This window comes from Phenylobacterium zucineum HLK1 (assembly GCF_000017265.1).
GTDB classification, from domain to species: Bacteria; Pseudomonadota; Alphaproteobacteria; order Caulobacterales; family Caulobacteraceae; genus Phenylobacterium; species Phenylobacterium zucineum.
Genome location: NC_011144.1, coordinates 2,663,502 through 2,675,887 on the forward strand (window position 1 = coordinate 2,663,502; position 12,386 = coordinate 2,675,887).

Genomic DNA, 12,386 nt, shown 5'->3' on the forward strand with positions numbered 1-12,386 from the left:
ACCTCTTTGCCTTCCCCTGATGCTGGGGGCGATTTCAGCCGCCACGCCCGCCGCCGCCCAGCTCGTGGTGCACGATCCCACGAACTACGGGAGCCTGCTCAGGCAGGCCCAGACCGCGCTCGATCAACTGAACGCCATGAAGGCTCAGCTCGAGGAGAGCCGCCGGCTTTACGACGGCTTCAACACCGCCTCGGGCGCGGGAGGGCTCGCGCCCCGGCTGACGACGCCCGAGCTCCGGGACTTCATCCCGAACCTCGATGCCTATGTCGCTGCCGCCAGGGGTGACCTCGGCGGGCTCGGAACGCTGGGCGCGCAGGCCAAAGGCATTCGCGAAGGCGCTCGCCTTCACGCTGCGCCCGCCGATCCCGATCTCGAGCGCCAGGGCGACCGGGCGGCCCGCGACCTCGCAGTCGGCCTCGCGGCCGCACGCGCCGGCGGCGAACGTCTGACGGGCCTCCAGGACCTCGCCAGCGCCGTCGACGCGGCGCCCAACGTCCGCGCGGTCATGGACCTGCAGGCGCGGGTCTCGGCCGAGCAGGCGCTGATCGCCAACGACCAGATGCGGCTCCAGGGCCTGGCTATGGCCCAGGCCGCAGAAGATCGCCTGCAGGCCCAGCGCCTGCGTGAGCGCGCTGCCGCGGCCTCGGAAGCGCGGCTCCAGCTCTACAGGCGCAGCATCCGATGAGATCCGCCCTGGTCATCTGCCTCTTCGCGCTCGCGGCCTGTGATCCTTCACCGGGGGCGAACAGTGAGCGGACCGCGGCGCCTAAGCGTCTTGCGGACTGCGCGCCCGCCGACCGCGAGTGCCAGGCGGTCACCGCGCGGCAGGCTTCCGACGCTCGCTTGCAGCGGTTCAAGAAGGACATCCGCTAATGGACGGCTCATTCCGGGTGTTCGGGCCGGCTTACCTCTTCATCGACGGCCGGCTCGACGTCTTCCTCGATCAAGGCGTGGGTCGTGCGATTGCTGAAGTCTCCGGACCGCTACGCCTTGGTCTGGTGCTGTACGTCCTGCTCTATGGCATCGCGATCCTGCGCGGCGCCATCGCTGAGCCGCTGATGGACTTCGCGGTGCGGTCCATCAAGCTAGCCGCGATTTACGGGCTGGCGACGACCCCCGCCTATGGCGACTGGATCACTCAGCCGCTGTTTCACGTCCTGCCCGAGACCCTGGCGCGCACAGTCGCCGGAAACTTAGCAGTGGACGTCGGCAGCGCCTTCGACGACTTCTTTGCCCGTGTGGCCTACCTTGGCGAGACGGTCTCCCGAGAGGCATCCGCCTTCAACTGGGCGCCGCTGCTCGTCGCCGGTGGCGTCTATGTGTTCGGCGCCCTCGCCGCCGCCCTGGGTTTTGGCATCGTCACGCTTGCCAAGGTCGCCCTGGCGTTGCTGATCGCCCTGGGGCCGATCTTTGTCGGGCTTTCCCTCTTCGAGGCCACGCGGCGGTACTTCTTCGGCTGGCTCAGTCAGGCCGTGAACTACCTCGTGCTGTTCGCCCTGATCCTGGCGATCCTGCAGCTCATCCTCGCCCTCGTCGCCCAGCAGTGGAGCGGGCTGGAAGGCCAGGACCCGGTTGTGGCCGGCCTCATGTTCATCGCGCTCTGCCTCCTGGCCGGGATTTTCTTCCTGCAGGTGCCCGCCATAGCCACGGGTATCGCCGGGGGCGCGAGCGCCGGTCTCGCCGACTTCGGCAACGCGGCGGCCGGCGCAGGCGGCGCCCGCATGCCCTTCACCAGCCACGCCACCCGCGGCGGTCGCACGCAGACGATGCGGGAAGGCGGCTCCGTCAGACCCGTGAGAGCCTCCGCATGAGACGCGTTCCCCAGCTGCTGATCCTGGCGGCCCTTCTGACCAGCGCCTGCGCCAGCCACGGCGATGCGCCGGGCTGCCACGGCGCTCGTCGCCCCGCCAATCCGCACGGCTCCGTCCTGGCGCCGGACGCCCAGCAACCGCCGCTTCCGGCTGGCAAGGGAGGGTGCGCATGACGGGCGTCCCGTCTCCGGACCTGAAGGCCTACTTCGCCGAGGCGCGTAGCTGGGACGCCGATCGCCTGCGCCAGGCGAACCGCTCCCGCCGCGTGGCCTGGAGCGTGGCCGCTGGCGCGTCCGCGCTCGCCACAGCCGCAGTGTGCGCCGTCGCCGCGCTCTCGCCGCTCAAGACCGTGGAGCCCTACGTGGTCCGGGTCGACCGGAGCACGGGCGCCGTCGAGGTGATGACAGGGCTCAACGAGGCCGGTGACCTGACTTACGAAGAGGCGGTCACCAAGTCCTTCCTGGCGACCTATGTCCGGGCGCGGGAGTCGTGGCTGCCGCCTGCCGCCGAGGCGAACTTCCGTCAGGTTTCAATCATGTCGACGCCAGCCGAGCAGCAGCGCTGGGCAGAGCGCTTCCGACCATCGAACCCCCTGAGCCCTCAGGTGGCCTGGGGACCGAACGCGGAAGCTGAGGCGCGGGTCCGCGCCATAACCTTCGTCGCCCCCCAGGTCGCCAGTGTGAGGTTCCACCGGACCTTAAGACAGCAAGGTCAGCTGACCGAAAGCGACTGGATCGCAACCGTGGCCTTCGGCTACGCCCGGGCGCCGATGTCGGAGTCCGACAGGTTGCGCAATCCGCTGGGCTTCCAGGTTTCGAGCTACCGCGCGGACCCGGAGGTCATCCAATGACGCTAAGGAACCTCATCCTTGTGGCCAGCCTGCTCGGCGCAGCGCCGGCCGTCGCCGCATCACCCCCGAAGACCCCGGCCAGCGACCCGCGCATCCGAACCGTCGACTACGATCCGCAGCAGGTGATGCGGATCGTGGGCGTTCACAGGACCGCCACCCAGGTGCTGTTCGGTTCGGACGAGACGATCCAGCACGTGGCGCTCGGCGACACCTCAAGTTGGGAGGTCGCGGCTGAGGGATCGATCCTGTTCATCAAGCCGACCTCGTTGCGCGCGCCCACCAATCTGCTCGTGACCACGGCGACCAGCACAGGGGAGACACGCAACTATGTCTTCGAGCTGTCGGCTCGCTCCGGCAGCAGCGCCCGCACGGCGCCAGGCACGACCTTCGTGCTGCGCGTTCGCCATCCACAGCAGGACCAGGCTCGTCTGGTCGGCGCGCTTGCCGCGGAGACCCGAGCTCTTGAGCAGCGTCTGCTCACCCTGAAGCTCGAGCGCGGCGCGATCGAGGGAACGCGGAATCTCTCCTATGCGCTGCAGGGATCCCGGGCGATCGCCCCGTCCGAAGTTTCTGACAATGGACGTTTCACTGTCCTCAGGTTCCCGGGCGCCCAGGCCATTCCAGGCCTCTTCGTCGTGACGCCCGACGGATCGGAAGCGCTCGCGCCCTTCGACGTCCGCGGCGAGTTCGTCGTCGTCCACCAGACCGCGCCGCAACTGCGACTTCGCCGCGGCCGCGAGGTGCTCTGCATCCATAATCTCGCCTGGAGCCCCCGTGGCCCGCGCCTGACCACCGGCACGGCCGCCCCTCAGGTCGATCGGATCCTGAAGGAACAACGCCGATGATCGACCGTCCCTACGCACAGGCGCCAGGGGCGGAGCCGCCCCTGAACCGCGGCATCTCCCCCATTGCGGGAGCCCAGCGCCGCCGGGTTGGCGCGGTCGTCGTCTTCGGGGGTCTGGTCGTCGGCTGCGCCGCCCTTGCTGCGTTCGGCTGGACGCCGGGCGGGACCACCCCCACGCCGCCGCCGCAGCAGCCAGCACGTCAGGTCGTCGCCTTTGAGGGCCTGCGGCCAACCCTTGATCAGCCTGGGCCGGACGCTCCGCAACTTGTTCCTGCGGACCCGGCCAGACCTGTCCCTGCGCTCGATCCCCAAGGAACGTCCCTCGCGGCGTCGACGCCCGGCGGCCGGAGCGCTCAGAGCGATGAAAGTGTCCGACGGGCGCCCCTGCTCGCCTATAGTCGCCGCGTTGCGGTCGCCGCTCCCGACATGATCAGGCCGCCCGCGCCGCAGGCCGATGAGCCAACCGTGAAGGCGCGGCGGCTCGGAGACCGGAATTATCTGATCCTCGCGGGCTCGAGTCTGCCCTGCGTGCTGCAGACCGCGATGGACTCCACCACGCCCGGCCCTGTCACCTGCGTCATCCCGTCGGACGTCCATTCGGATAATGGCGCGCTGGTTCTCCTGGAGAAGGGTACCCGGGTGAGCGGCGAGTACAGGACCGGCCTCAAGCGAGGGCAACGCCGTCTGCACGTGCTGTGGACCCGCGCCGTGACGCCGAACGGGATCGTCCTGCAACTGACGTCGCCCGCCGCCGACGCGCTGGGCCGCGCCGGATTCGATGGCGAGGTTGACCATCACTTCTGGGAGCGCTTCGGCGCCGGCCTCCTGCTCACGGTCGTCGACGCCGGCGCATCCGGCGTCACGGCGGCGCTCGACACTCCTGGCCTGGTCAGACTGCCGTCCCCAGCGGCGTCGACCGCCCTCGAAGGCGGTCGCGATATTTCGCCCACCCTGCGCAAGCCACAGGGATCAGAGGTGACCATCATGGCTGCACACGACTTTGATTTCTCTGAAGTCTACGGCCTCAAGGCGCGCTGACATGGGCGACGTGGCGATCCTCAATCACCACCTCCGCCCTTTGCGAGCTGCGCTCGACGCCGACGGGACGACAGAGCTTGTGGTCAATCGACCAGGCGAGTTTGCGGTGGAGCGCCGCGGCGCCTGGTTGTGGCATGAGGCGCCGGAGCTGACGACCGAGTGGCTGCGCACTCTGGCGATCGGGGCGGCCGCAGCGACGGCCCAGGATGTCAGCCCCGACCGTCCGATCTGCTCCACCGTCCTTCCGTCCGGCGAGCGCTGCCAGATCGTCCTGCCACCCGCAGCAGAGCACCCCTCGCTCACACTGAGACGCCCCTCGCCAACAGCCTTTGAACTCGCGGACCTGGCCCGGTCAGGGTTGTTCGAGAACGTCGCCACCGCCCCGGACGACGAGGCAGATGCGGCCATGCGCGCCCTGCAGGCCGCTGGAGACTGGCCCGGCTTCTTCGGCCGCGCCGTCCGCGCGCGTCGAAACATCGTCGTGAGCGGAGCGACCGGCTCCGGCAAGACAACGCTCGCCAAGGCGCTACTCCGCCTGATCCCTCCGGATGAGCGGTTGATCACGGTGGAGGACGCCCGCGAATTCATCACCCCGCACCGAAACGTCGTCCACCTGCTCTACTCGAAGGACGGACAGGGCCTCGCGAAGGTGGGCCCGAAGGCTCTCCTGGAAAGCGCGCTGCGCATGCGACCCGACCGCATCCTTCTTCAGGAGCTGCGCGACGAAAGCGCCTTCTTCTATCTGCGCAACGTCAACTCAGGTCATCCCGGCTCGATCACCACCGTCCATGCCGACTCCGCGAGCCTCGCCTTCGAGCAGCTGACCCTGCTCATCAAGGAGAGCGAAGGCGGCCGTCACCTGGCTCGTGAGGACATCCGGGGCATGCTCCGCATGCTGGTCGATGTGGTGGTTCACGTCGTCCGCAGAGGTGAGCGCTTCGGGGTTCGCGAGATCTGGTATGATCCCGAGCTCAAGCGCACCCTCGCCGCTTAGGGTTGTCGGGTACGCCATCGCCGCAGCGGCGGGCGGCGTATTCGTGTTCTCCATGGCTGCGCTTGTCGCGCTGGCTGGCCTTGGCCGCCTCAGCCCCGACATCGATCCTGCCGCTATTCCGGGCTGGTTCTGGTACTTCCGGGGCGATCCTGAGGTCCGTCGCTGGGCGAGGATCGGGCTGCTTATTTCGACAGGCCTCGGGGCCCTCGTCACCGTCGGCGCCCTCCGCGGCCTGCGTCGCCCGCTGCATGGCGCGGCGCGCTGGGCCAGCGAAATCGACCTGCGGCGCGCCGGGCTGCGGGCCAGGGATGGCGTTCTGCTTGGACGCCGTAACGGTGCGCCACTCGCCTTTGGCGGGTCGGAGCACGTGATGCTCTACGCCCCGACCCGCACCGGCAAAGGGGTCGGCGTGGTGGTCCCCAACCTTCTGAACTGGCCCCATTCCGTCGTGTGCCTGGACGTCAAAGGCGAGAACTGGGCCGCAAGCGCGGGCTTCAGGGCCGCGCAGGGTCAGAAGGTCTACTTCTTTGATCCCCTGGAGGCGGAGGGTCGCACGGCCCGCTACAACCCGCTGGGCCATATCGACCGCCGGGATCCCACAGCCGTCCTGGACGAACTGCAGAAGCTCGCCGTCATGCTATTCCCGGCGCCGCCCGGCGCCGACCCGTTCTGGGCGGAAGCCGCCCGCACCGGGTTCATCGGCGTGGGCGCCTACGTCGCTGCGACGCCTGAGCTGCCGTTCTCTGTTGGCGCCATCTACACGGAACTGACGCGCGGCGATCCTCGCGCCCGCTTCCCGCGCGAAATGGCGGCCCGGCGGGCTGCAGGCCGGCCGTTTCACTGGGGGTGTGAGCAGGCGCTCGCCGATTTCTGCGCCAGCTCAGAGAACACCTTCGCCTCCGTCCGCCAGACGCTCACTTCGCGATTGAACCTCTGGCTCAGTCCACGGGTCTGCGCGGCGACGCAGACCAGCGACTTCGACCTGCGAACTTTCAGGGATGAGCCCCAGTCCCTGTACCTGGCGACCAGTCCCGACAACCTCACCCGGGTCGCTCCCCTCTACAATCTGCTCTTTCAGCAGCTCATCGACCTGAACACCCGCGAGCCGCCCACCTCCACATTCCACACCGTCCCGGTGCTCGTGCTGCTCGACGAGTTTGCCCGCCTTGGGCACGCGCCGGTCCTGGCTCACGCTTTTGCCTATGTCGCGGGTTATGGACTTCGACTCCTTCCGGTCCTGCAGAGCCCGGCTCAGTTGCGCGCTGAGTACGGACGCGATCTCGCCGAGGAGATCATCGCCAACTGCGGCGTCGAGATCGCCTTCGCGCCCAAGGAGCTGAAGGTCGCGCAGGAGCTCTCGGAGCGCCTGGGCTACACGACCGTCTCGAGCCCCTCGCGCAGCCGCCCGAGCGGCCTCGCCCGAGGCCACCGCAGCGTCAGCGAGTCTGAACAGCGTCGCGCTCTGATGCTCCCTCAGGAGCTTCTGCAGCTGGCTTCGGACGCGCTCATTGTCCTGCGCGCCGGGGTACCGCCCGTGCGGGGCCGCAAGATCGTCTATTTCCGCGAGCGGGTCTTCATACGCCGTCTGCGCTCCCCTCCTGTCGTCCCGAAACTCAGCGTCCCCATCGCTATGTCCCGAGACCCGCCAGTCGCGTCGGATGCCGTAGATGATCCCCTGACCCTGGACGCCGTGACGCGCGAACTCGCCGCTCGCAACCTCGAACCGCCGCCGCCCCCTGCCGCCAGCGAAGATGATGTCGCCGACTGGATCGACCGCTTCATCGACGCGGCCGTCCCGCCGGCCACGAGCGATCGGGAGGCGCGAAGTGAGCGATGAAGCCCTGAACCGTATCGATGGAGCCGCAGGTTCGGATGGCCTGCGAGACCTGCCTGCCGCCGTCCTGCGTCGGTACCTGCGAGAACGCCAGGGCGGGCAGGTCGCCTACTTCATAGACGCCTCGGTCAGCACGCCGGCCTTCCGGGACAACGGGCGTCGCCTTATGACCAGTCGCAATGATCCGAATGTCGTGCGGGACATGATCGCGATCGCCGTTCACCGCGAGTGGAAGGAAATCGCTGTGCGCGGCACGTCGGACTTTCGCCGTGAAGCCTGGCTCGCGGCCCGGGCCGCCGGCCTGAAGGTGCGGGGCTACGAGCCCACCGCGCGAGACGCCCAGCTGCTCGCGCGTCGGACCCGCTCCAGTGAACGCAACGTCGATCACGACAGCCGCTCCTGGCCTCAGGCCCCACCGCTCAGGATCATCGAAGCCGTGCTGAGGGCGCGGGTCGCGGATCCCGCGGCCCGGGAGCGACTGGCGGCGCGGGCTCGTGAACGACTTGCCGGATGGCTTGAACGAGACGCGTTCAAGACGCCGACCAGTCGCAACGCGCCTTCCCGGGAGCGGCCACGCTGATACGGCGATCGCTCAGCGTCCCTGAGTACGCCAGGCGGGCGTCCAGATCTGGCTCCAAGCGTCACCGTCGCCGCTGACGGCTCTTCCCCGCCAGCCGCTCCTCGCTTCGAGCACGAAGCTCCCGCGCCAGCGCCAGACGCTGGCTGTCGGGGCGCGGCATGCTGTTCACGAAGGTCTCAACAGCGCGGCCGAGCGCCTGGTCCTCAGGACGCCCTGCGACCTGCATCAGCCTTGCCTGGGCGAGCAACAGAGCGCGAATCCGCACCTGTTTCTCGGCCAGCCGACGTTCCCACACGGCCGGCGCGACTTCGACCTGGAAGGCGGCTCGAGCTGCGTCGCGCCAGGCGGAGGCCCTCACACGCGGCATGGGGCCGCCCTGAGCAGACATCCGGTCGAGCAGTCTCCTGATCGGGCCGCGTTCAGCCTTCCGGGTGACGCCTCTCGCGCGCCGTGGCGTCGCCTCGGCCTCGATGCCCCGCTCGCGCAGCTCGCGCGCAAATACCTGCCGCCAGAGCTCCAGATCCGCCTTTTTCGGATTGAGGTGCGCGCCTGAACGACCGAGCGCCTGAACCGCGATATGCACGTGTGGATGCGGCGTATCCGTGTGCAGGACGAGCAGATAGTCGTGTTCGTCACCAAAGGCGCGGCGCGCAAAACCCCGGGCCGCATCCCTCACCTTCGACGGGTCAGCGCCGGCTGGCATCGACAGCATCACCGAGAGACTGACCGGCGTGTTCGAGCGCCGGCGAGGATCCAGGTCCGCCTCGAAGGCCCAGGCGGCGGCCAGATCGGCGACTGAGATTCTCCCGGCCGGGAGCGGTCCGTCCTGCCCCTCTGACTCGAGCTCACCGCGCCGGGTGATGTATGTCAGGTGCGCAGCCAGATGCGTCCCGTCACGGGTGCGACCGGTAACCTTCACCATGACCTCGGGCGTCCGACGGACCAGTCTCGCCAGCCGGGTCCGGGCGTCATCTGGGCCGACGAACCGCGAGTTCGTCCAGACGCGCCCCGACACCGGCGGCCGCCAGACCTCCTCGAATCCGCGGACGGTCCTGAACTCACTCACCAGGCCGTGTCCCAATAGGCGAGGTTGCCCGCAAAGGCCTCGCGCAGCCCGAAGACGTGAGCGCGCAATTCGTTCTGCAATGCGCTGATCGACGTGAGCTCCGCGTCCAGAACGCGGCCTTCCAGAACCGCTGTGTTCAGCGCCCTGGCGATCTGGTTCACGTTGACGCCGATCCTCCGAATCTCTCCGGCGATGGCGGCGAGCGCCCCATGATCCGAGGCCGCGAACGTCGGCCGTCCGCGAACATGGGCCGACACAAGGCCCGCCACCCAGGCCGCGCGCCGCAGGCCCATCTCGTGAGACTGCCGGTCGACCAGAGCCGCGTCCGCTGGCGTCAGACGGACCATCAGGCGAGCGCCGGTGCGAGGCTGTCGCAGCGACCTTCCAGGGCTGGCTTCCGGCCCGACGCCAGCTTCGTTGATCAGCCGGCGCAGCAGGGCTGAGCGTCCGCCTGCGCCCGCCGCCGCGGCGTCGAACCGGACCGCCTGATCCTCAGAGACCCTGACACTGAACATGGGCAAGGGCGGCCTCCGTCATACATCGCTGCCGGCAAGGCTATCCTGCCCTCAACCGCGGCCTCACCTTGCCCCCTCCCCTCAGCCGCCGCGACGCGCAGCCCTACGCGATCGCGCCACCACCCGCCGCGTGGGGCGCGCCCCAGCCGGGGCAGGCCAGGCCGCGACCCTGGTCTGTATGCCTGTGACCTCGAACAGGCGCCCGAACATGATGCATGACGTGAGCCGGCGGCGCCGGCTCACGTCATGCGTAAACGTGCAGGAAAGAAGCGACGCCCCGCCGGTGGGCGGGGCGTCACGGGCTGGTCAGTGGGCGCTGCGGCTGCGCGACCAGATCAGGTTGTAGCCGTCGTCCGTTTCGACGAGGGAGGCGAAGATCGGGAGCGGGAAGGAAGGGTCATCCAGCTTCACCGACAGGTATTCTCGGTTCTCGCGAGACGTCTTGCGCCAGGCCGCTCCGAATTCCGTCTCGCCCGCGAAGATCCGGTAGTCGGGCGCCTTCTCGTCGGTCTTGTCGTTGAGCCGCATCTGCGCCGACTTGACGTTGAGGCTGAGGGTCTTGATCGAGCCGGCATATGCGCCGTCCGCGGTCTTCACGAAGGTTCCGATGGTCGCCATGGTCAGTCTCCTTGAGGTTCGGGCCGCGCCTGTCGCAGCCGCGATGGCGATCCCTGGAACCGGCGGAAGGCGGCGGCGCAGGCAAAGCCCCGAAGCAGGGCGAAGGACGCTGGCGATGAGCTTTCTTGCCTCGCGAGGAATGGCCGAAGGCCAGGGGAAGAAAGACCATCGGCCAGCGTTGCGGCGAAGGCCCGCGGTTCAGATCAGCCACGGAGCGGCTGTGCAGGCGCGGCCAGGCCCCAGGTGAACCCTCGGCCATCTCGGGACCTTGGCAGATCGCAGACGTATGCAGCCGAGTGATTGGCCCGGCCGGAGCATCAGGCGAGCGGGTTGCGGCGCGACGCCCCGCCGGCGAGAATGCGGGGATGACTCAGAGGTTTGTGGTTCGACAGGGAAGCGACGGCTACAGCGTCATCGACATGTGGACCGGGACACCTGCCGTTATTGCGATGGCCCGACAGAGCGGCCTTTCTGAGATCGACGCCAGGCACACGGCCGACCTCCTGAACGGACGCGCAGCCGACACCGACCAGCCCCAGCACGCCTGACCCCGCTCCCGGTGGCGATCAGCTGACGCCTGGGCAGGACCCCTATCTCTCGGCGGCAAGGATCGCCGCGGCGTAGGTGTGACGCTCGAAAATCGTGCGACAGAACTTCAGCTCGCCATCCACCACCCCTGGCAGGGCAAGGAGTCCACGGAACCAGGCGTCCGCAACCGCTTCAGACGAGTGATAGGCTCGTACGAGATAGTCCCACGTGCCCGTAACCCGCACCGCGGTGGCGATCTGAAGATCCCGCGCGAGGCTCTCCTCGACAGCTTCGATGAGCTCAGGCGCCCGGCAGTCCAGCCTGATGGAGGCCCGGCACTCGCAGGCCCCCAGGACCTTCGTCGGGTCAACGACCGTCACCGATCTGACCGCACCCCTGCGGCGAAGGTCGTCATAGACGCCCCAGGCGTTGCGGGGCGTCGTGCCGAGCGCCTCCGCGAGCTTCGTCATGTCCATGCGCGGGATCGCCTCGAAGGACGCGATCCGCGCGAGCGCCTCGTCACTCAGATCTATGCGGCGCGGGGCAGGTGTGCGGGCCCTCACAGGAACCTCGTGGACTGGAGCCGGCGGGTGCAGCGAGTGTCTTCGACGCCGTGGCGAACTGGGGCTCACAATTGAACGCGGCGCGTCCAGCCGTGAGGATCGGGAGCCTGCCCCCGCTGGATGTCCGTAAGTCGCCGCCGCAACGTGCTCGTCACCGGACCTTCCACCCCGCCGGCGATGGCGAACGCCCCCGCGGCGTGGCGCACTTCCCCGATCGCCGCCACCACCGCCGCCGTACCGCAGGCGAACGCTTCGGTCAGGCGGCCGCTGGCGGCATCGGCCTTCAGCGTCTCGAAGTCATACGGCCTTTCCTCAACCTTCAGCCCTTCTTCCCGGGCGAGGGTCAGGAGGCTGCTGCGCGTCACCCCTTCCAGGATGGTGCCGGTCAGCGGGGGCGTGATCAGCGTGCCGTCCACCAGGAAGAACACGTTCATGCCGCCAAGCTCCTCGATCCAGCGGTGTTCTGCCGCGTCGAGGAAGACCACCTGGTCGCAACCGTGCCGGATCGCCTCCGCCTGAGCGATGAGGCTTCCGGCGTAATTGCCGCCGCACTTGGCCGCGCCCGTTCCGCCGGCGGCGGCGCGCGTGAAGGTGGTCGACGCCCACACCGTGACCGGCTTGGCGCCGCCCTTGAAGTAGGCGCCGACCGGGCAAGCCAGCACGCAGAACAGATACTCGGTCGCCGGCCGAACGCCGAGGAAGGCTTCGGTGGCGATCATGAACGGACGCAGATAGAGACTGCCTTCGCCGGAGGGGATCCAGTCGCGATCCGTCCGGATGAGCGCCTCCACCGCCGCGCTGAACAGCGCCTCAGGGACCTGCGGCATCGCCATGCGCTCCGCCGATCGGGCGAACCGCTTGGCGTTGACCTCGGGCCGAAAGAGCAGCACTTCGCCCTCCTCCGTCCGATAGGCCTTCATGCCTTCGAAGATTTCCTGGGCGTAGTGCAGGACCGCAGCGGCCGGATCGAGCGCCAGCGGCCGACGCGGCGTGATGCGGGGCGCGGTCCACTCCCCGTCGCGCCACCAGGCCATGGCCATGTGGTCCGTGAACACCTTCCCGAACCCTGGCTCTCGGAGCAGCTCGGCGCGGCGATCTGGCGGCGTGAGGCCGGGATGACGTTCAACGATGGTCTGCATCTGGGA

14 protein-coding genes are annotated in these 12,386 nt (G+C 68.7%); 9 read left to right on the forward strand and 5 right to left on the reverse strand.

Features of this window, described 5'->3' with window-relative positions:
• Nucleotides 1-19 precede the first annotated feature (19 nt).
• From PHZ_RS13005 to PHZ_RS22760, 9 genes are all read left to right on the forward strand, one after another.
• Complete coding sequence (locus PHZ_RS13005; protein ID WP_049758240.1) at nucleotides 20-685, forward strand: type IV secretion system protein; 666 nt, start codon at nucleotides 20-22, stop codon at nucleotides 683-685.
• Between the two features lie 187 nt (nucleotides 686-872).
• Entirely contained in the window at nucleotides 873-1,811 is a 939-nt protein-coding gene (locus tag PHZ_RS13015) for a type IV secretion system protein (RefSeq protein ID WP_012522903.1), read from the forward strand.
• Nucleotides 1,808-1,984 carry a hypothetical protein gene (locus PHZ_RS23135; RefSeq protein ID WP_187149078.1) on the forward strand — a complete coding sequence of 59 codons (177 nt, stop codon included), beginning with the start codon at nucleotides 1,808-1,810 and terminating at the stop codon, nucleotides 1,982-1,984. The genes PHZ_RS13015 and PHZ_RS23135 overlap by 4 nt, the downstream gene beginning before the upstream one ends.
• The gene (locus PHZ_RS13020; RefSeq protein ID WP_012522904.1) at nucleotides 1,981-2,661 is read left to right on the forward strand and encodes a virB8 family protein; all 681 of its coding nucleotides are present in this window, start codon (nucleotides 1,981-1,983) and stop codon (nucleotides 2,659-2,661) included. Before PHZ_RS23135 ends, PHZ_RS13020 begins: the two co-directional genes overlap by 4 nt.
• Entirely contained in the window at nucleotides 2,658-3,506 is an 849-nt protein-coding gene (locus tag PHZ_RS13025) for a TrbG/VirB9 family P-type conjugative transfer protein (RefSeq protein ID WP_012522905.1), read from the forward strand. The genes PHZ_RS13020 and PHZ_RS13025 overlap by 4 nt, the downstream gene beginning before the upstream one ends.
• On the forward strand, nucleotides 3,503-4,543 hold the full coding sequence (locus PHZ_RS23140; protein ID WP_012522906.1) for a TrbI/VirB10 family protein: 1,041 nt from the start codon (nucleotides 3,503-3,505) through the stop codon (nucleotides 4,541-4,543). Before PHZ_RS13025 ends, PHZ_RS23140 begins: the two co-directional genes overlap by 4 nt.
• A 1-nt stretch (nucleotide 4,544) precedes the next feature.
• Nucleotides 4,545-5,537 (forward strand): P-type DNA transfer ATPase VirB11, encoded by a 993-nt coding sequence (gene virB11 / locus PHZ_RS13035; protein ID WP_012522907.1) that lies wholly within the window; start codon nucleotides 4,545-4,547, stop codon nucleotides 5,535-5,537.
• 52 nt (nucleotides 5,538-5,589) lie between these two features.
• Nucleotides 5,590-7,374: a type IV secretory system conjugative DNA transfer family protein gene (locus tag PHZ_RS13040; RefSeq protein WP_012522908.1), complete on the forward strand. Its 1,785-nt coding sequence runs from the start codon at nucleotides 5,590-5,592 to the stop codon at nucleotides 7,372-7,374.
• A complete protein-coding gene (locus tag PHZ_RS22760) occupies nucleotides 7,364-7,951 on the forward strand; it encodes an LPD7 domain-containing protein (RefSeq protein WP_148216861.1) in 588 nt (195 codons plus the stop codon). Before PHZ_RS13040 ends, PHZ_RS22760 begins: the two co-directional genes overlap by 11 nt.
• A 61-nt stretch (nucleotides 7,952-8,012) precedes the next feature.
• Here the strand turns inward: PHZ_RS22760 and PHZ_RS13045 are convergent, their stop codons facing one another.
• From PHZ_RS13045 to PHZ_RS13070, 5 genes are all read right to left on the reverse strand, one after another.
• On the reverse strand, nucleotides 8,013-9,017 hold the full coding sequence (locus tag PHZ_RS13045) for a relaxase/mobilization nuclease domain-containing protein (protein WP_041373519.1): 1,005 nt from the start codon (nucleotides 9,015-9,017) through the stop codon (nucleotides 8,013-8,015).
• Nucleotides 9,014-9,532 carry a MobC family plasmid mobilization relaxosome protein gene (locus tag PHZ_RS13050; protein ID WP_041373520.1) on the reverse strand — a complete coding sequence of 173 codons (519 nt, stop codon included), beginning with the start codon at nucleotides 9,530-9,532 and terminating at the stop codon, nucleotides 9,014-9,016. Before PHZ_RS13050 ends, PHZ_RS13045 begins: the two co-directional genes overlap by 4 nt.
• Before the next feature lie 306 nt (nucleotides 9,533-9,838).
• A complete protein-coding gene (locus PHZ_RS13055) occupies nucleotides 9,839-10,150 on the reverse strand; it encodes a DUF736 domain-containing protein (protein WP_012522911.1) in 312 nt (103 codons plus the stop codon).
• A gap of 590 nt (nucleotides 10,151-10,740) precedes the next feature.
• Nucleotides 10,741-11,154 carry an Lrp/AsnC family transcriptional regulator gene (locus tag PHZ_RS13065; RefSeq protein ID WP_236611828.1) on the reverse strand — a complete coding sequence of 138 codons (414 nt, stop codon included), beginning with the start codon at nucleotides 11,152-11,154 and terminating at the stop codon, nucleotides 10,741-10,743.
• Between the two features lie 152 nt (nucleotides 11,155-11,306).
• The gene (locus PHZ_RS13070; RefSeq protein ID WP_012522913.1) at nucleotides 11,307-12,380 is read right to left on the reverse strand and encodes a branched-chain amino acid aminotransferase; all 1,074 of its coding nucleotides are present in this window, start codon (nucleotides 12,378-12,380) and stop codon (nucleotides 11,307-11,309) included.
• Nucleotides 12,381-12,386: the final 6 nt, after the last annotated feature.

What these genes read in the sequence shown, in the direction of transcription:
- PHZ_RS13005 (WP_049758240.1), top strand. Translation starts at nt 20, where the DNA reads ATGCTGGGGGCGATTTCAGCCGCCACGCCCGCCGCCGCCCAGCTCGTG.
- PHZ_RS13015 (WP_012522903.1), top strand. Translation starts at nt 873, where the DNA reads ATGGACGGCTCATTCCGGGTGTTCGGGCCGGCTTACCTCTTCATCGAC.
- PHZ_RS23135 (WP_187149078.1), top strand. Translation starts at nt 1,808, where the DNA reads ATGAGACGCGTTCCCCAGCTGCTGATCCTGGCGGCCCTTCTGACCAGC.
- PHZ_RS13020 (WP_012522904.1), top strand. Translation starts at nt 1,981, where the DNA reads ATGACGGGCGTCCCGTCTCCGGACCTGAAGGCCTACTTCGCCGAGGCG.
- PHZ_RS13025 (WP_012522905.1), top strand. Translation starts at nt 2,658, where the DNA reads ATGACGCTAAGGAACCTCATCCTTGTGGCCAGCCTGCTCGGCGCAGCG.
- PHZ_RS23140 (WP_012522906.1), top strand. Translation starts at nt 3,503, where the DNA reads ATGATCGACCGTCCCTACGCACAGGCGCCAGGGGCGGAGCCGCCCCTG.
- virB11 (WP_012522907.1), top strand. Translation starts at nt 4,545, where the DNA reads ATGGGCGACGTGGCGATCCTCAATCACCACCTCCGCCCTTTGCGAGCT.
- PHZ_RS13040 (WP_012522908.1), top strand. Translation starts at nt 5,590, where the DNA reads ATGGCTGCGCTTGTCGCGCTGGCTGGCCTTGGCCGCCTCAGCCCCGAC.
- PHZ_RS13050 (WP_041373520.1), bottom strand. Translation starts at nt 9,532, where the DNA reads ATGTTCAGTGTCAGGGTCTCTGAGGATCAGGCGGTCCGGTTCGACGCC.
- PHZ_RS13055 (WP_012522911.1), bottom strand. Translation starts at nt 10,150, where the DNA reads ATGGCGACCATCGGAACCTTCGTGAAGACCGCGGACGGCGCATATGCC.
- PHZ_RS13065 (WP_236611828.1), bottom strand. Translation starts at nt 11,154, where the DNA reads ATGGACATGACGAAGCTCGCGGAGGCGCTCGGCACGACGCCCCGCAAC.
- PHZ_RS13070 (WP_012522913.1), bottom strand. Translation starts at nt 12,380, where the DNA reads ATGCAGACCATCGTTGAACGTCATCCCGGCCTCACGCCGCCAGATCGC.